16 protein-coding genes are annotated in these 15,390 nt (G+C 65.2%); 9 read left to right on the plus strand and 7 right to left on the minus strand.

Translation table 11 applies throughout. The features are described 5' to 3' along the window. The first annotated feature begins 27 nt into the window (after positions 1-27). On the plus strand, positions 28-564 hold the full coding sequence (locus CSQ92_RS03135; protein ID WP_180276918.1) for a molybdopterin-dependent oxidoreductase: 537 nt from the start codon (positions 28-30) through the stop codon (positions 562-564). A 52-nt stretch (positions 565-616) separates the two neighbouring features. Here the strand turns inward: CSQ92_RS03135 and CSQ92_RS03140 are convergent, their stop codons facing one another. The 3 genes from CSQ92_RS03140 to CSQ92_RS03150 are packed head-to-tail and all read right to left on the minus strand — an operon-like array spanning position 617 to position 3,483. Then, positions 617-1,546 (minus strand): alpha/beta hydrolase, encoded by a 930-nt coding sequence (locus tag CSQ92_RS03140; protein WP_099393216.1) that lies wholly within the window; start codon positions 1,544-1,546, stop codon positions 617-619. After that, positions 1,543-2,409 carry an alpha/beta fold hydrolase gene (locus CSQ92_RS03145; protein ID WP_092610583.1) on the minus strand — a complete coding sequence of 289 codons (867 nt, stop codon included), beginning with the start codon at positions 2,407-2,409 and terminating at the stop codon, positions 1,543-1,545. The genes CSQ92_RS03140 and CSQ92_RS03145 overlap by 4 nt, the downstream gene beginning before the upstream one ends. Before the next feature lie 12 nt (positions 2,410-2,421). Continuing rightward, positions 2,422-3,483 carry a sugar phosphate isomerase/epimerase family protein gene (locus CSQ92_RS03150; protein ID WP_070259049.1) on the minus strand — a complete coding sequence of 354 codons (1,062 nt, stop codon included), beginning with the start codon at positions 3,481-3,483 and terminating at the stop codon, positions 2,422-2,424. Between the two features lie 140 nt (positions 3,484-3,623). Here CSQ92_RS03150 and CSQ92_RS03155 point away from each other — a divergent pair, with 140 nt between their 5' ends. Then, positions 3,624-4,229, plus strand: coding sequence for a TetR/AcrR family transcriptional regulator (locus CSQ92_RS03155; protein WP_099393217.1), 606 nt, complete (start codon positions 3,624-3,626; stop codon positions 4,227-4,229). 32 nt (positions 4,230-4,261) lie between these two features. Here the strand turns inward: CSQ92_RS03155 and CSQ92_RS03160 are convergent, their stop codons facing one another. Next, positions 4,262-4,633: a flagellar basal body protein gene (locus CSQ92_RS03160; RefSeq protein ID WP_099393218.1), complete on the minus strand. Its 372-nt coding sequence runs from the start codon at positions 4,631-4,633 to the stop codon at positions 4,262-4,264. Positions 4,634-4,912: 279 nt separating this feature from the next. Here CSQ92_RS03160 and CSQ92_RS03165 point away from each other — a divergent pair, with 279 nt between their 5' ends. From CSQ92_RS03165 to CSQ92_RS03185, 5 genes are all read left to right on the plus strand, one after another. After that, positions 4,913-5,989: a dienelactone hydrolase family protein gene (locus CSQ92_RS03165; protein WP_257219109.1), complete on the plus strand. Its 1,077-nt coding sequence runs from the start codon at positions 4,913-4,915 to the stop codon at positions 5,987-5,989. 112 nt (positions 5,990-6,101) lie between these two features. After that, positions 6,102-7,613 carry an NYN domain-containing protein gene (locus tag CSQ92_RS03170; protein ID WP_257219110.1) on the plus strand — a complete coding sequence of 504 codons (1,512 nt, stop codon included), beginning with the start codon at positions 6,102-6,104 and terminating at the stop codon, positions 7,611-7,613. 134 nt (positions 7,614-7,747) lie between these two features. Continuing rightward, positions 7,748-8,365 (plus strand): PAQR family membrane homeostasis protein TrhA, encoded by a 618-nt coding sequence (gene trhA, locus CSQ92_RS03175; protein WP_034782847.1) that lies wholly within the window; start codon positions 7,748-7,750, stop codon positions 8,363-8,365. 91 nt (positions 8,366-8,456) lie between these two features. Further along, on the plus strand, positions 8,457-9,338 hold the full coding sequence (locus tag CSQ92_RS03180; protein ID WP_099393220.1) for a LysR family transcriptional regulator: 882 nt from the start codon (positions 8,457-8,459) through the stop codon (positions 9,336-9,338). 8 nt (positions 9,339-9,346) lie between these two features. Further along, positions 9,347-9,595 carry a hypothetical protein gene (locus CSQ92_RS03185; RefSeq protein WP_099393221.1) on the plus strand — a complete coding sequence of 83 codons (249 nt, stop codon included), beginning with the start codon at positions 9,347-9,349 and terminating at the stop codon, positions 9,593-9,595. Here the strand turns inward: CSQ92_RS03185 and CSQ92_RS03190 are convergent. Together CSQ92_RS03190 and CSQ92_RS03195 are read right to left on the minus strand one after the other, a co-directional pair. Beyond that, a complete protein-coding gene (locus CSQ92_RS03190; protein WP_099393222.1) occupies positions 9,585-12,464 on the minus strand; it encodes a bifunctional diguanylate cyclase/phosphodiesterase in 2,880 nt (959 codons plus the stop codon). The two genes, CSQ92_RS03185 and CSQ92_RS03190, sit on opposite strands and share 11 nt — an antisense overlap. Before the next feature lie 154 nt (positions 12,465-12,618). Next, positions 12,619-13,395 (minus strand): transferase spermidine synthase, encoded by a 777-nt coding sequence (locus tag CSQ92_RS03195; RefSeq protein WP_099393223.1) that lies wholly within the window; start codon positions 13,393-13,395, stop codon positions 12,619-12,621. A 165-nt stretch (positions 13,396-13,560) separates the two neighbouring features. Between CSQ92_RS03195 and CSQ92_RS03200 the strand changes: the two genes are divergently transcribed. Continuing rightward, entirely contained in the window at positions 13,561-13,836 is a 276-nt protein-coding gene (locus CSQ92_RS03200) for a hypothetical protein (RefSeq protein WP_034782903.1), read from the plus strand. A 37-nt stretch (positions 13,837-13,873) separates the two neighbouring features. Continuing rightward, a complete protein-coding gene (locus CSQ92_RS03205) occupies positions 13,874-15,025 on the plus strand; it encodes a GGDEF domain-containing protein (protein WP_070279125.1) in 1,152 nt (383 codons plus the stop codon). A 16-nt stretch (positions 15,026-15,041) separates the two neighbouring features. On the opposite strand, the gene CSQ92_RS03210 is transcribed toward CSQ92_RS03205, so the two are convergent. Then, complete coding sequence (locus CSQ92_RS03210; protein WP_099393224.1) at positions 15,042-15,371, minus strand: hypothetical protein; 330 nt, start codon at positions 15,369-15,371, stop codon at positions 15,042-15,044. Between the last annotated feature and the right edge of the window lie 19 nt (positions 15,372-15,390).

Raw genomic sequence — 15,390 nt, forward strand, 5'->3', positions numbered from 1 at the left:
TTTGATTGTTCCATGAAAGGACACAGCATGTTGAAGAAAATATTTCTTGGTTTTGCTTCGGCCGCCCTGCTGGCGACGGCGCCCGCATCGGCCGGTCCGGCGCCGGCGCGCGAGCATATGAGCCATGCGCTGACCGTGACGGGCAAGGTGGCAACGCCGTTGACCCTGACAGTGGCCGACCTGCGCCAGCTGCCGCCGGCGAATGGCGGCGAGCTTGCCGTCACGCGCCATAACGGCGACAAGGCCGAGACCATTACCAGTTACAAGGGCGTGCGCTTGCGCGATATCCTCGACAAGGCGGTGCTCGACGCGCCGGGCCACAACGACGTCAAGAAGCTCGCCATCATCGCCACGGCCACCGATGGTTACGCGGTGGTGTTTTCCTGGGCCGAGCTGTATAACGCGCCGGCCGGCGAGGGCGTGATCGTCTACTACGAGAAGAACGGCAAGGCGCTTGACGAGAGCGATGGCGAGATCGCCCTGATCTCGGCCAGGGATATCCGCACGGGTCCGCGCCACGTGAAGTGGTTGAACCACATCGAGGTGCGCAAGCTGGTGGAGTGACGCGCAGCTGATGGAAAAAACGCGCCGTGGAGCCATCCCCGGCGCGTTTTTTTTATGCCGCCAGCGCTTGCCGCATGGCTTGGCCCGCCACGTCGAACAGGCCGCGCGCCGCTGGCGTCAAGCCCAGCATGTGCATCGACGCATGGATCATGCCGTCGAGCTGCACGCATTGCGCCGCCACGCCGTCGTCGCGCAAATACCGCGCATAGGCTTCGCCTTCGTCATGCAGCGGGTCGTATTCGCACACGAGCACGGTCGCCGGCGGCAAGTCCTTCAGCGAGGCGGCCCGCAGGGGCGCCGCGTAGGGCTGCGCGCCATCAGCCGGCTCGTTCAGGTAGGCCGACCAGCAAAAGCGCATGGCTTCCCGTGTCAGCGAATGGCCTTCCGCATAGCGCTGGTAGGATGGCGTGTCGAAGGCGAAATCGAGCGCCGGGTACAGCAGCAGCTGGTGCGCCAGCGCGGGACCGGCCTGGTCGCGGGCCATCAGGGCCGCTGCCGCCGCCAGGTTGCCGCCCGCGCTGTCGCCGCCCACGGCCAGCCGTTTCACGTCGATGCCCAGCGCCTCGGCATGGTCCGCGACCCAGCACAGTGCCGAGTAAAAGTCCTCCAGCGGCACGGGGAACTTGTGCTCGGGCGCCAGCCGGTAGTCGACGGAAAAGACCACGCAGCCGGTGGCGTTGGCCAGCGCGCGGCACGGATTGTCGTACAGGTCCAGCGAGCACAGACACCATCCTCCCCCATGCGCAAAGACGATGGCGGGCAAGGGCTGGCCCGTGTCCGCGCCGGCAGGCACATAGGCGCGCACGGTCAGCGCATGCTCGCCGGGCAGCACGTAGTCCTTGATCGACGCGACGTCTTCCAATGGTCCGTGCAGCTGGCGCAAGCCCGTTTCCGTGGCGGCGCGCAAGTCCGCCAGCGAGGCGGGCTGCGGCGCATCCTTGCCCTCGTCCAGCCAGACGGCGATCAGCGGGTCGAGGCTCATGCGGGTGCTCCGGCCAGGAAGGGCAGCAGGTGGGCGATGAACGCTTCCGGCTGTTCTTCCATGATGAAGTGGCCACATTCGGCGACGATGGCGCCCTGCAAAATATCGGCCTTGCCCTGCATGGTCAGCAGGGGCGCGTCATTCGTCGCATGGTCGGCGCCGATGGCCAGCACGGGCATGGCCAGGCTCTTTTTCGCCCGCTCGAGGTTTTGCCGGATGGTTTCCGGAATGGCGCGGTAGTAGGCGAAACCGGCGCGCAGGGCGCCCGGCGTGGCATAGGCGTCCGCATACACATCGACGGCCACCTTGTCGCGGCGGTACGACCAGCGGTCCAGGATGAAGCGGATGTATTCGCGTTCCTTGCCGGCCGTGAGCATCTCCGGCAAATCGAGCACCTGGTTGAACATGAAGTGCCACAGGAAGATGTTGTCGGACGGCGCGACAAAAATCGGCGGCGCCGGCGCCAGGCCTGGAATGACGGCTTCCGTCAGCGCCAGTTTCGTCACGGCCTGCGGGAAATCGCTGGCCAGCGCATAGCCGACCCACATGCCGATGTCGTGGCCGACGACATCGTACTGCGCATGGCCCAGGGCCAGCATGGCGCGGTGCAGGGTGGCGGCAACGGCGCCCGTGTCATAGCCGCCGGCCGGGCGTTCCGAGTGGCCGCTGCCGGGCGGATCGATGGCGATCGCCTGGTAGCCGTTGGCCGCCAGGGCCGCCATCACGTGGCGCCAGGCGTACCAGGTTTGCGGCCAGCCGGGGATCAGCAGCACGGGTTTGCCTTCGCCGGCGATGACGCAATGCAGGCGCTGGCCATCGATGCGGACGTAGTCGTGGGTGTAGCTGTCTTGATTCTGATGCATGGTGTTTCCTTGTTAGTTGTGCTCGATGCCGAGCAGGGTATTGATCTGCTGCGCGCTGACGGGGGCGCCGGCGAAGTCGTCGAAGATCTTGTCGGTCACGGGAATGATGTGGGCATTGATGAAGGCCACGCCTTCGCGTGCACCCACTTCCTGGTCCTTCAGGCAGCATTCCCATTCCAGCGTGGCCCAGCCCGCGTAATCGTTCTGCGCCATCTTCGAGAAGATCGCCTTGAAATCGACCTGGCCGTCGCCCAGCGAGCGGAAACGTCCGGCGCGGTTTTCCCATGACTGGTAGCCGCCATAGATGCCTTGCCGCCCCGTCGGATTGAATTCCGCATCCTTCACATGGAACATGCGGATATGGTCCTTGTAGATGTCGATGAATTCCAGGTAGTTCAGCTGCTGCAGCACGAAGTGGCTCGGGTCGAACAGCATCTTGCAGCGCGGGTGGCGGCCCACGCGCTCGTAGAACATCTCGAAGCTGATGCCGTCATGCAGGTCTTCGCTCGGGTGGATTTCGTAGCACAGGTTGATGCCCTGTTCTTCGCACACGTCGAGGATGGGCAGCCAGCGGCGCGCCAGTTCGTCGAAGGCCGCCTCGATCAGGCCGGGCGGGCGCTGCGGGAACGGGAACAGGTAGGGCCAGGCGAACGAGCCGGAGAACGTGCCCATGTCGGTCAGGCCCAGGCGCTTCGATGCCATGGCCGCCAGTTTCACTTGCTCGATGGCCCACTCGGTGCGCGCCGCCGGCTGGCCGTGCAGGTGTGCCGGCGCAAAGCTGTCGCACAGCGCGTCGTAGGCCGGGTGCACGGCCACCAGCTGGCCGAGGATGTGCGTCGTCAGTTCGCTGATGACGAGGCCATGGCTGGCCAGCATGGCGACCAGATCGTCGCAGTATTGCTGGCTGTGCGCCGCTTGCGCCACGTCGAACAGGCGCGCATCCCAGGCGGGGATCTGCAGGGCCTTGAAGCCCATGCCGGCCGCCCACTCGGCGATGGCGGGCAGGGTGTTGAAGGGCGCCGTGTCGGCGGCGAATTGTGCCAGGTGCAGGCTTGGTCCTTGGATGGTTTTCATATCGGCTCCTATTGTTTGTCAATCGACAAAGAATAGGCGAGATTTTCCCTTCGGTCAAGCCCGTGATGCAAAATAAATCGGGAACGCGCCGTGGGCGCCAGGCGTTATACTGGCCGCCACTTCGCAAGCAGAGGATCAAGATGGCAGGAAGACCGAGGGAATTTGACCGCGCGCTGGCGCTGGCAAAAGCGCGCGACGCGTTCTGGACGCGCGGCTATGAAGGCGTATCGATGGCCGACCTGGTGGCGGCGCTGGGCATCGCCTCGGCGCGCATCTATGCGGCGTTCGGCTCGAAGGAACAGTTGTTCCGCGAAGCCGTGGAATTGTATGAAACGGGCGAGGGCGCTTTTGCCGTGCATGCGCTGGCGGCCAGCCTGAATGTGCGCGACGCCGTGGCGCGCATGCTGGAAGAAGCGGTGCTGCTGTACACGCGCAGCGGCCAGCCGCAAGGCTGCATGGTGGTCACGGCCGCCACGAATACGAGCGCGGAAAACGCGGGCATCGCCGACTGGCTGGCGCAGCACCGCCGCGCACGCACGCAAGCCGTCATCGAACGCCTGCGCGCGGCGCAGCTGGCGGGAGAACTAAAAGGGGCGGCGGACGTGCAGGCTTTGGGCGACTATTATGCGGCCTTGCTGCATGGCCTGTCGGTGCAGGCGCGCGACGGCATTCCGGCCGAACGGCTGCTGGCGCTGATTGCGCCGGCGATGGCGCCTTTGGTGCTGGAAATGCAAAAACCAGACTAGCGTGTCGATAGTCGCCGTGGATGTTTGCTGCCTCAGGTCTTGACGTCGATCAGGCTGCCCAAGGCCTGGTCGGCTGCCTTGACGACATTCGCCGATAAATTAAAACCGGCCTTGTAGACGAGATTATCCGTCAGCTCGGACGCGAGGCCCACGCCGTTCGGCCGGCTTTCCGCCGCCTTGGCGGCATTCGCGTTGGCGCCGCTGACGCTTTCGCTGGCGGCCAGCTTGCGCCCTTCGACGGAGAGGGTGACGCCCGTGCCGGCCGGGCTGGCTTCCTGGAACTCGGCTTGTTGCGGCTGGAAGCCCGGCGTGTTCGCATTGGCGATATTGTTGGCGGCCACATCCAGCGCGCGCTGGTTGGCGGTCAGCCCCGAGGTACCGGTGGCGAGGGCGGATATGGACATGGCAACTCCTTCAGAATGCGCCCAGTTTACTCCCGTCAGCGGGAAAAGTGGTTGGTGCAAGGCAACAATTTTTCTTGCAGGCGGTTGCGGCAAAAAATAGGTGCATCACGTAATTTTTTTATATTGTTCTGTGGCATTTCGCTGCCTAGACTGGCAGGGAAGTCATCCACGGAGTCCGCCATTTTTCACCTGTTTCGTCCTCTTTTTCTGGGTTTTCTGCTCAGCCTGCCTTGCCTGCCCCTGAAAGCCCAGCTTGCCCATTCGTCACTGCCGCTCGATGTGCGCCTGAACGAGCAGGTCATCATGGTGCCGGCCGGTGACGGCTTGCGCGAGATGCTGGAAACGACGGTGTTCCGTCCAGCCGGCACCGGCCCGTTTCCCCTGCTGCTGATGAATCATGGCAAGCAGGCCGGCCCGGCCCGGCTGCAGGCGCGCGAGCGCTTCATCTATATGGCGACCGAATTCGTGCGCCGCGGCTATGCGGTGATGCTGCCCATGCGCGCCGGCTTTGCGCATTCCACGGGCGCCTACCGCGATTTCGGCTGCGACATGCTGGGCAACGCCCAGGGCCAGGCGCGCGACGTGCTGGCCGCGCTGGCCTATGCGCGCCGCCAGAGCTGGGTCGACCCGGAGCGCATCGTCGTCGCGGGCCAGTCGTATGGCGGCATGGCGGCACTGGCGCTGGCCACCCGGGTGCTGCCCGGCGTGCGCGGCGTGCTCAATTTTTCCGGCGGCTTGCGCGTCGACATGCCCGGCTGCGACTGGCAAGGGGCGCTGGCCAAGTCCTTCGCCACCATGGGCGCCTACAACCACATTCCCAGCCTGTGGCTGTATGGCGCGAATGACTCGTATTTTTCGCCGGCCCTGGCGCGGCGGCTGTTCAATTCCTTTACCGGATCGGGCGGCCGGGCGCAATTGCTCGCCTATGGTCCGTTCAAGCGCGACGCGCACCTGACCCTGGGCAGCCGCGACGGCGTGGCCGTGTGGTTGCCCGCCACCGAGCGCTTCCTGCGGAAGATCGGCATGCCGGTGCGGCAGGTCTATCGCGTGGCCGAGGCGCCGTCGCCGCCCGCCACGCATTTCGCGCCGCAGGACGATATCGCCGCCGTGCCGTATCTGGAAGAGCAGGGGCGCGCCGCCTACCGCGTCTTCCTGGAGAAAACCGCGCCGCGCGCCTTTGCCCTGTCGGCCAGCGGCGCCTGGGGCTGGGCCGAGGAGGGTGAAAGCCCCGATGTGCGCGCGCTGGCCTCGTGCCAGCGCCGGAGCAGCCTGCCGTGCCAGCTGTATTCCGTCGATGAAAGCGTCGTTTGGCCGGTCGCCGGCGCCAGCGCGAGCGCCGCCGGCGGTGCGCAATAGGCGGGCTGCGCACGATAGTTGTCGCCGAAACGGGGGATGGGCGAATATACTAGGCGAAAAGGGAGGCGTTGCGCTTCCCGTCCGCCCTTATCATCAGCGAGAATTCACCCTTATGGCGTCATCCCCAGAAAACCTCAGCATGGCCGTATTTTGCGACTTCGAGAACGTCGCGCTTGGCGTGCGAGATGCAAATTACGAAAAATTCGATATCAAGCCCATCCTCGAACGCTTGCTGCTGAAGGGCAGCATCGTTGTCAAGAAGGCATATTGCGACTGGGACCGTTATAAAAGTTTCAAGGGCACCATGCATGAGGCAAACTTCGAGCTGATCGAAATTCCCCATGTGCGCCAGTCCGGCAAGAATTCGGCCGACATCCGCCTGGTGGTCGATGCGCTGGACCTGTGCTACACCAAGGCCCACGTCAACACCTTCGTCATCATCAGCGGCGACTCCGATTTTTCGCCGCTCGTGTCGAAGCTGCGCGAAAACGCCAAGCAGGTGATCGGCGTCGGCGTCAAGCAGTCGACCTCCGACCTGCTGGTGGCCAACTGCGACGAATTCATTTTCTACGATGACCTGGTGCGCGAGAGCCGCCGCACGGCCGCAAAGCGCGACGCGCGCGAAAGCCCGGCTGCGGCCGCCAAGCGTTCGCCGGACGAAGAAGTGCGCCGCAAGGAAAAGTACGAGTCGCGCAAGACGGAAGCGATCGAGATGGCTGTCGAAACCTTCGACGCGCTGGTGTCCGAACGGGGCGACAGCGGCAAGATCTGGGCCTCGATGCTGAAGGAAGCGATCAAGCGCCGCAAGCCCGACTTCAGCGAATCCTATTACGGTTTCCGCACCTTCGGCAACCTGCTGGAAGAAGCGCAGACGCGCGGCTTGCTGGAATTTGGCCGCGATGAAAAATCGGGCGCCTATGTCTACCGTAGCAGCGGCCTGGTGGCCGTACCCGCTGCCGTGAACGGGGAAGCCGCCGGCGAGGCCATCGTCGCCGGCGAGACGGGCGTGACGGCGGAAGAGGGCAATCAGCGCGAAGGCGGCAGCCGCCGCGATTCGCGCCGCAATGGCCGTGGCGGCCGCAAGCAGAACGAGCAACGCCGCGGCGAGTCCGCGCCACAGGCTTTCGTGCCGGTGGCCGACGCGGAAACAGTCGTCGTCGAGCAGTATGCGCCGGCGCCGCAGCCGGAGGTGCAGCACGAAGTGGCCGAAGCCGCCGCCGAAACGGTGGCCGAGCTGGCGACGGAAGAAGGCAACGCCAAGCGCGGTTCGCGCCGCAATGGCCGCGGTGGCCGCAAGAATGGCGATGGCGGGCGTGAAGCGCGTGCCGAAGTTGTCGCCGTCGAGGTGGCGCCGGTGGTCGAAACCATGCCTGAGCCTGTACCTGAGCCTGTACCTGAACCGGTAGTGGAAGCGAAACCGAAGGCCAAGCCGCGCACGCCGGCCCGCAAGGCGGCAGCGGCGAAGAAACCGGCCAAGAAGGCGGCTGACGTCGTGGTGGAAGCCGCACCTGTCGTTGAAGTGGCGCCGGTGGAAGTGGCCGTTGTGGCCGAAGACAAGCCAGCCAAGGCGCCGCGCAAGACGCCGGCACGCCGTCCTGCGCGCAAGAAGGCGGAAGAAGCTTGATTGACACCCCCCAAGCAGGTACTGGGGTCGGACCCTCAGGGTCCGACCCCGGCCTTTCTATTGGGGTGAAGTTGCGTCACCTGGTCCCCAAGCGTGTACGATGAGCCTGTCTTTAACGCGGCAGGCGGTGATGCATGTATTACGGTGAACGCTTCAACAGCATTTCCCATACGGTGGGCGCCGCGCTGGCGGCCATCGGCGGCGTCATCCTGATCGTCGTGGCGGCCCGCACGGGCGATGCCTGGAAAATCGTCAGCTGCAGCGTGTATGCGGCCATGCTGCTCACCCTGTACCTCACTTCCACCCTGTACCACAGCGTGCGCGGCAAGGCCAAGGCCGTGCTGCAGCGGCTCGACCACTGCGCCATCTACCTGCTCATCGCGGGGACCTACACGCCATTCATGCTGGTGACCCTGCGCGGGCCCTGGGGCTGGTCGCTGTTCGGCGTCGTGTGGGGCCTGGCCCTGCTTGGCATCGTGCAGGAATATGTGTACGCGAAAGGCGCGCGCATCCTGTCGCTGGTGATTTACGTGGCCATGGGCTGGCTGATCGTCATCGGCATCAAGCCGCTGCTGGCCGCGCTCGAGTGGAACGGCTTCCTGTGGCTGGTGGCGGGCGGCCTGTGCTACACGGGCGGCATCGCTTTCTATGCCACCGACCACAAGCTGCGCCATGGCCACGGCATCTGGCACCTGTTCGTGCTGGCCGGCAGTAGCTGTCATTTTATCGCCATTTTGTTCTACGTTGCCTGACGTTGGCTGCTGCCTTCACTGTTGCCATGATTCCATTATAATGGCGCGATATGTGAAAATAGCGCAACAATGCGGCAATAATAAGGCAACAATGGATATCAATTCGGACGACCTGAAAATTTTCGTCACCGTGATCGACAGCGGCACCCTGAGCGCGGCCGCCGTGCACCTGGGACAAACCACCTCGGGCGTCAGCCGCGCCCTGTCGCGCCTGGAAGACAAGCTGGCCACGTCGCTGCTGACGCGCACCACGCGGCGCATGGAGTTGACGGAAGAGGGGCAGCTGTTCCTGGACAAGGCGCGCGCCATCCTCGCGTCGATGGAAGACGTGGAAGAGTCGATCCGCATCCGCCGCCAGAAGCCGGCCGGGCGCCTGTCCGTCGATGCCGCCTCGCCCTTCATGCTCCATTGCGTGGTGCCCCACGTGGCGGAATTTCGCGCCATGTACCCGGACATCCGCCTGGAGCTGACCAGCAACGACCAGATCGCCGACCTGCTCGAGCACCGCACCGACATCTCCATCCGCATCGGCGCCCTGGTCGACTCGACCCTGCATGCGCGCCCCCTCAGTGCCAGCCCGTTGCACGTGCTGGCCACGCCCGCCTACCTGGCGCGCCACGGCACCCCGGCCACGCCGGAAGCGCTGTCCGGCCATGCGCTGCTGGGCTTTGCGCAATATGAACTGGGCAATAGCTGGCCGCTGCACCACGAAGCCGGCAACAGCCTGCAGATCGTGCCCGCGCTGGCCGCGTCCAGCGGCGAAACCCTGCGCCAGCTGGCCCTGCACGACCAGGGCATCGTCTGCCTGTCCGACTTCATGACGAAGGACGACATCGCGGCCGGCCGCCTGGTGCAGGTGCTGCAGCCGTTCTATACGGGCTACCGCCAGCAGATCCACGCCGTCTACTACCGCAACACGCAGCTGGCGCAGCGCATCAGCTGCTTCCTGGAGTTCCTGCAACAGAAGCTGTAAGGCAGGGCATGAAGGCGAAGAGCATGGAGTGCCCCACCTGCGGCGAATATGGCGACCTGCTGCACGCAACGGTCAAGAAGACGGGGCAGGCGGTGATCGTTTGCACGGAATGCGACTTGCTGTGGATGCATCCGCAACAGGACATCGATCCGGCCCGCGCGCGCGACGTGGCGTCGTTTCTCGAGCAAGCGGGCATTGAGCCCGATTGGCAGGAAATGCAATTGGGTGCCAGGGTGCCGCCGCCGGCTACAGCATGACGTGCGTTTCTTCCGCCCGCAGCAGCGCTTCCACTTCGTGCGCGGGCAGCGGCCGGCTGAAGTAAAAACCTTGCGCCTCGTCGCAGCCATGGCGGCGCAGGTAATCGAGCTGCTCGGCCGTTTCCACTCCCTCGGCCACCACGCGCAGCTTCAAATTGTGCGCCAGGGCGATGATGGAAACGACGATGGCCGCATCGTCCGCGTCGCGCGCCACGTCGCCGACGAAGCTGCGGTCGATCTTCAGCACGTCGATGGGGAAGGTGCGCAGGTAGGCGAAGCTGGAATAGCCGGTGCCGAAGTCGTCGATCGACAGCTTCACCCCCAGCGCCTTCATGTCGTGCAGCTGGCTGACGGCCAGCGCCACGTCGTGCATGAACAGGCTTTCCGTCAGCTCCAGCTCCAGGCAGGCGGGCGGCAAGCCCGTTTCCAGCAGCACGTCGGCGATCGACGCCACCAGGTTCGGCTCGTTGAACTGGCGCGCCGACAGGTTCACGGCCAGGCGCAAGGTGTCCAGTCCCGCCGCATGCCAGCGCTTCACCTGCGCGCACGCTTCGCGCATGACCCAGGCGCCGATCGGCACGATCAGGCCCGTGTCTTCCGCCAGCGCGATGAAGCGCTGCGGCGCCACCATGCCCAGGTCGGGGTGCTGCCAGCGCAGCAGCGCTTCCACGCCGACGATGCGGCCGCTGGCCAGGTCCACCTGCGGCTGGTAATGCAGCACGAACTGCTCGCGTTCCAGGGCGTTGCGCAGCGCCGTCTCGATGCGCAGGCGCTCCAGGGTGGCCTGGTTCATGGCCGTCGTGTAGAACTTGATGTTGTTGCGGCCCTGTTTCTTGGCGCAGTACATGGCGATGTCGGCCTGCTCGATCAGGTTCTGCGTCTCGCCATTCAGGGTCACGTCGCCGGGGGCGTCGTAGCGCGACATGTCATAGACGGCCACGCCGATGCTGCAGGTGACGAAGAATTCCTTGCCATCCAACAGTACCGGCTGCGCCACGGCATCCATCACGCGCTGCACGATGGCGCCGCTGAGCACTTCGTCCGCCTGTTCGCACAGGATGGCGACGAATTCGTCGCCCGACAGGCGCGCCACCGTATCGCTTTCGCGCAGGCTGGCCTGCAATCGCGTGGCGATGGTTTTCAGCAGCAGGTCGCCGGCCTTGTGGCCCAGGCTGTCGTTGACGAACTTGAACCGGTCGAGGTCAATCAACAGCACCCACAATGCGCGGTTCTTGCGGCGCGACAGGGCCATCGCCTGCGCCAGGCGGTCGCGCAGCAGGGCGCGGTTGGGCAAGCCTGTCAGCACGTCGTGGTGGGCGATGTGCTGGATTTGCTGCTCGGCCAGCTTGCGTTCCGTGATTTCCGAACCCGTGCCCCGGTAGCCGCGAAATTCGCCCAGCTCGTTGAACAGCGGTTCGCCATTGATGCTGAACCAGCGCAGCTGGCCATCGCGGTCCTGCATCGCATATTCGAGGTTGGAAAAGGGCAGGTGCGCTTCCAGGTTGGCGATATGCTGCTTGCCCCAGCGCGAATTGCGCATCTCTGCATTGTTGTCCCAGCGGGTCAGGCCGATGAAGCGTTCCAGCGGCATGTTCGACTTGTCCGTGAAACCGCTGGTGATGTGGGTGAAGCAGAAGTTGGCATCCTGTTCCCAGTACCAGTCCGATGACAGGGCCAGCAGGCGGCGGAAGCGCTTTTCGCTCTCCTGCAAGGCGCGCTCCGTGCGCTGTCGTGCCCGCACGTCGGCGCTGAGCAGCTCGTTGCTGCGTTTGAGGTCGGCCGTGCGCTGCTCCACCAGCAGTTGCACGCGGCGTGAACGCTGCGTCAGCGACTGCACGAAGGCGGCCGTCAATACGCTGAACAGCAAACCCGTGATCAGGGTAAACAGGGAGCCCAGATGGTCGGCCAGGAAGGGGCGCGGATGGGCCACCACGCGCACGTGCCAGGGACGGCCGGCGGAAGCGAAGGCCCGGTCATAATGGCTGTGGTAGGCAAAGTGCAGCCAGCGGGGCAGCGACTCCCAGGCGCCGCCCGGTTCGTCGGCCGGCGCCTGGCCATGCCGGAAGATCAATTGGCGCGGGTCGGCGCCGGCATCGGCGTAGACGCTCAGTTCAAGCTGCGAGTCGCCCAGCAGGTCTGCGCCGGCGAGGATTTTCTGCACCAGTTCCCCGGCGCGCACGATGACCGCCGTATCGCCGATCAATGCCGCGCGCCGCTGCTGTACCGTCTGCAGGGGCACGCCGTGGCGGTACACGGGGCGCACGATGACGAAGCCCTGCTGCGGTCCCTGCGCCAGGGCCAGCAGGCCGGTGGCGGTGGTCTGGCCGCTGACGATCGCCTGTTCCAGCGCGCGCGCCAGCACGCCGTTCGGGCTGACGTTCAGGCCGAAGGCGGGGCGGTTGCCCTGCAACGGTTCGAGGTAGTCCACCACCAGGTAGCTGGCGCGCGTCGTGGCGGGCACGACGACGCCATCGCGCATTTCCGTCATGGCGTAGTCGGGCACGATGCGCCGCAGCTCGGCCTCGAATGCCGCGCGCTGCGCATGCGGCACGATGCGGTGGAAATTGAAGGCCTGGATGAACGGGTGGCGCTGCAGCAGCGGCGTGGTGAAGTCGTGGAACTGCTCCCGTGTGACGGGCACGACGGCGGAAAACAGCTGGTTCGTCGTCGTCAGCACCTCGACGGCATCGTCGAGTCCCTGCTCGATGGCGGCCACCCTGGCGCTGGCGCGCTGCTGCAGGCTCAGGCTCATCTTGTCGTATTCGAGCTGGCTGATGGCGGCGAACAGCACTGCCGTCACGCTGACGCCGCAGGCAAAGGTCAGCGCGGCCGCGGCAGAAATCGACAATGGCAGGCGGCCACGCAGCATGGTTTTTCCTATCTCACTTCATGGACACTTGGGTTCGGCGGCGCCTGCCGGCCCCACGCAGGCCGTAGTTTGTCATAAACCACATCCATCATGCTGATTTTGCACCAAATCACTGCTAATAAGCAACAATATCTATGACCGGGGAGGGCGACTTTCAGTCGCTGCCCGCGCCTGACTGGCGGCGCACACGCCACAACTGCCAGGCCGGCAGCCAGCGGTTCAGGAAAGCCAGGCCGGCCATCCGCCGCCAGCGCACCAGGCGCACCACGCGCACGGCGCGGCCGCCGGCGCCTTGGCCTTGCTCCGGCTTGGCGGCGAAGATGATGCGGTTATTGCCCGCGATGCCATCGAAGTGGCACACGGCACCGCGGAAGGTGAGCATCAGGCGCGCCAGCATGGCAGGGTAGTGCTCGTCATAACTGAACAGATTGGCCACCAGCACGCCGCCGGGCAGCAGCGCGCGCAGGCAGTCCGCATAGAAGCGCGCGCTGCCCAGTGCCGGCGGCAAGCCCGTCTCGTCATAGCCGTCGAGCAGCAGCACGTCGGTGCAGCCCGGATGCTGGCGGATATAGCTGACGGCATCCGTCTCGATGATGCGCAGGCGCGCGTCGTCGGGCGGCAGCATGAACTGCTCGCGCAGGGCGATCACGTCGGCGCGCAATTCCAGCACCGTGATGCGGGTGTCGGGCAGGTGGCGGTGGCAGAATTTCAGCAGCGATCCGCCGCCCAGTCCCACCATCAGGATATGCCGCGGGCGCGGCACGAACAGGGTAAAGCACATCATGGCGCGCGCATAGCGCAGCAGCAGATGGTCGGGGCGCGACAGCAGCATTTCGCTCTGGATCATGCCGGGCTGGAATTCCAGGCGGCGCCGGTCGCCACAGGTATGCACCTGCGGGGCAAGTGGGGTGGTGCTTCTGTTTTCCGGCATGGGACGACTTCGCTGAGTGGACTGGGGGAGATGCTTTGTTGCATTCAGAGAAATCTGATAAGCTCCCGTGAGCATACCCGATTAATCCGCGCCGAGCATGCGTATATGTAGATGTATACGGCGCGCGGCGGCACGGCCGCGCAGTCGGGCACCATGGAGACAAGCATGTTTTTGGATCACCCCATTATTACGGCGACGAACAGTTTTACGGAGCCTGACCGCATCGAGCGGCTGACGCGCGTGTATGGCTACGCGGCGGCGCTGGCCGACCAGGCCGACAATGTCGGCTTCATTGAAAAAGTGGCGCAGATCCACGATCACAAGGGCACCCTCATCGTGTTCTGGCACGAGGCACCCAGCGACGTGGAGAAGCAGTATTTCGTGCAGGCGTGGGCCAGCAAGGTCGGCGACGGCAGCACCAATGTCGAGCACGAAATCTGACCTGGCGCACCGCGCCTGCGCATCGATAGCGTAGCCCATGGATATCAAGACCCTGGTACTGGCCCTGGCGCTCGGCAACCTGAGCCTGTGCGCGGCCCTGTTCTTCTTCGAGTACGAGCGCAAGAAGTCGCTCAGCATGTCCACCTGGGCGGTGGCCAAGCAATGCCAGGCCGTGGCCTGGTGCCTGCTGTACTTCCGCGGCGTGCTGCCCGATTTCCTCTCCATCCTGCTGGGTAACAGCCTGCTGTTTGCCGGCATGGCGCTCGATGCGGGCGCGCTGTGGCAGGCGGCCGGGCGCAGCGGCTGGCGCCGTTATGTCTTGCCGGCGCTGGGGCTGTCGGTGGCCCTGTTTGCCGCCTGTTACCTGTTCGATGTGGCGCCGCTGCTGCGCAGCGCCGGCGGTTCGCTGATCGTGGCCGGTTTCTTCCTCGCCGGCGTGGCCGCCCTGTGCCTCAAGTGGCGCGAGGCGAGCATGCTGCGCCGTTTCCTCGTCGTCAGCATGGGCTTGCTGTCGCTGCTGATCGCCGCGCGCGGCGTGCTGGCCGCCGCCGTTCCCGATTTTGACGCGGAGCTGCTGCAGCTGGCCGGTTTTGGCGCCCTGTACCTGATGATGCTGACGAATGCTTTCGGCTATCTGCTGCTGTCGCGTGAAAAACTGGGCGGCGAGCTGGCGCGCCTGGAAGTGCTCGATGCGGCCACGGGCGTGCCGAACCGGCGCGGCTTTTACCAGGCGCTGGCGCCATGGATGGCACTGGCGCGCCGGCCTGGCTTGCCGACGGCGCTGGTGGTGCTCAATATCGACCACTTTAAAAGAGTCAACGACAGCTATGGCCATCCGGTGGGCGATGCGGTGCTGAAAACCATCGTCGACACGTGCCGCCAGCAGTTGCGCGACAGCGACCTGATGGGCCGCCTGGGCGGCGCCGAATTCGCCATCCAGCTGCCGCGCACGACCCTGGCCGATGCGCTGATGGTGGCCGAGCGCATCCGCGCCGCCGTCGAAGTGCTGCCCGTCAAGACGGAGCGCGCCGTGCTGCAGCTGACAGCCAGCCTGGGCGTGACGACCATCCGCGCCGAAGACAGCACCGTCAGCCTGTTCAAGCGCGCCGACGAAGCGCTGCAGGCGGCCAAGCAGGCGGGCCGCAACAGGGTGGTGGAAGCGCAGGGTGCCAGCACCCTGGACATTTAATTCAGCCCAAGCCCGCTTACTTCTTGCGCGAACCGAGCCAGCTGGGTTCCTTGCCGCATTCCTTGGGCAGGAATAGGGCATCGAGGCCGGGATCGCAGCGATGGTCAGGCGCCTTCATCGGCTCGACGGTCAGCCATTCGCTCTTGGGCAGGATCTTTTCTTCGCGTGGTTCCACGGGCGGCGCGGGCGGCAGGCTGTCTTGCCACCTTGGCTCTGCGGCAGGCGCGGGCGCGGTGGCCCAGTTCGCGTCGACCTGCGCTGGCGGTGTGTCCGCGTGTGCGACGGCGCTCAGCAAGCTGACCGCGAGGATGAATGCACGCATGGCGGCGCTGTTTACGGAAATCATGGTCTGTCCTTGGTCGGTG

It is taken from the genome of Janthinobacterium sp. BJB446 (assembly GCF_002735655.1).
GTDB classification, from domain to species: domain Bacteria; phylum Pseudomonadota; class Gammaproteobacteria; order Burkholderiales; family Burkholderiaceae_D; genus Janthinobacterium; species Janthinobacterium lividum.

Bases quoted from the DNA above. Each gene is read 5' to 3' on its own strand.
- trhA (WP_034782847.1), top strand. From the start codon at position 7,748: ATGTATTACGGTGAACGCTTCAACAGCATTTCCCATACGGTGGGCGCC.
- CSQ92_RS03180 (WP_099393220.1), top strand. From the start codon at position 8,457: ATGGATATCAATTCGGACGACCTGAAAATTTTCGTCACCGTGATCGAC.
- CSQ92_RS03135 (WP_180276918.1), top strand. From the start codon at position 28: ATGTTGAAGAAAATATTTCTTGGTTTTGCTTCGGCCGCCCTGCTGGCG.
- CSQ92_RS03145 (WP_092610583.1), bottom strand. From the start codon at position 2,409: ATGCATCAGAATCAAGACAGCTACACCCACGACTACGTCCGCATCGAT.
- CSQ92_RS03190 (WP_099393222.1), bottom strand. From the start codon at position 12,464: ATGCTGCGTGGCCGCCTGCCATTGTCGATTTCTGCCGCGGCCGCGCTG.
- CSQ92_RS03150 (WP_070259049.1), bottom strand. From the start codon at position 3,483: ATGAAAACCATCCAAGGACCAAGCCTGCACCTGGCACAATTCGCCGCC.
- CSQ92_RS03205 (WP_070279125.1), top strand. From the start codon at position 13,874: ATGGATATCAAGACCCTGGTACTGGCCCTGGCGCTCGGCAACCTGAGC.
- CSQ92_RS03155 (WP_099393217.1), top strand. From the start codon at position 3,624: ATGGCAGGAAGACCGAGGGAATTTGACCGCGCGCTGGCGCTGGCAAAA.
- CSQ92_RS03200 (WP_034782903.1), top strand. From the start codon at position 13,561: ATGTTTTTGGATCACCCCATTATTACGGCGACGAACAGTTTTACGGAG.
- CSQ92_RS03160 (WP_099393218.1), bottom strand. From the start codon at position 4,633: ATGTCCATATCCGCCCTCGCCACCGGTACCTCGGGGCTGACCGCCAAC.
- CSQ92_RS03185 (WP_099393221.1), top strand. From the start codon at position 9,347: ATGAAGGCGAAGAGCATGGAGTGCCCCACCTGCGGCGAATATGGCGAC.
- CSQ92_RS03210 (WP_099393224.1), bottom strand. From the start codon at position 15,371: ATGATTTCCGTAAACAGCGCCGCCATGCGTGCATTCATCCTCGCGGTC.
- CSQ92_RS03140 (WP_099393216.1), bottom strand. From the start codon at position 1,546: ATGAGCCTCGACCCGCTGATCGCCGTCTGGCTGGACGAGGGCAAGGAT.
- CSQ92_RS03195 (WP_099393223.1), bottom strand. From the start codon at position 13,395: ATGCCGGAAAACAGAAGCACCACCCCACTTGCCCCGCAGGTGCATACC.
- CSQ92_RS03170 (WP_257219110.1), top strand. From the start codon at position 6,102: ATGGCGTCATCCCCAGAAAACCTCAGCATGGCCGTATTTTGCGACTTC.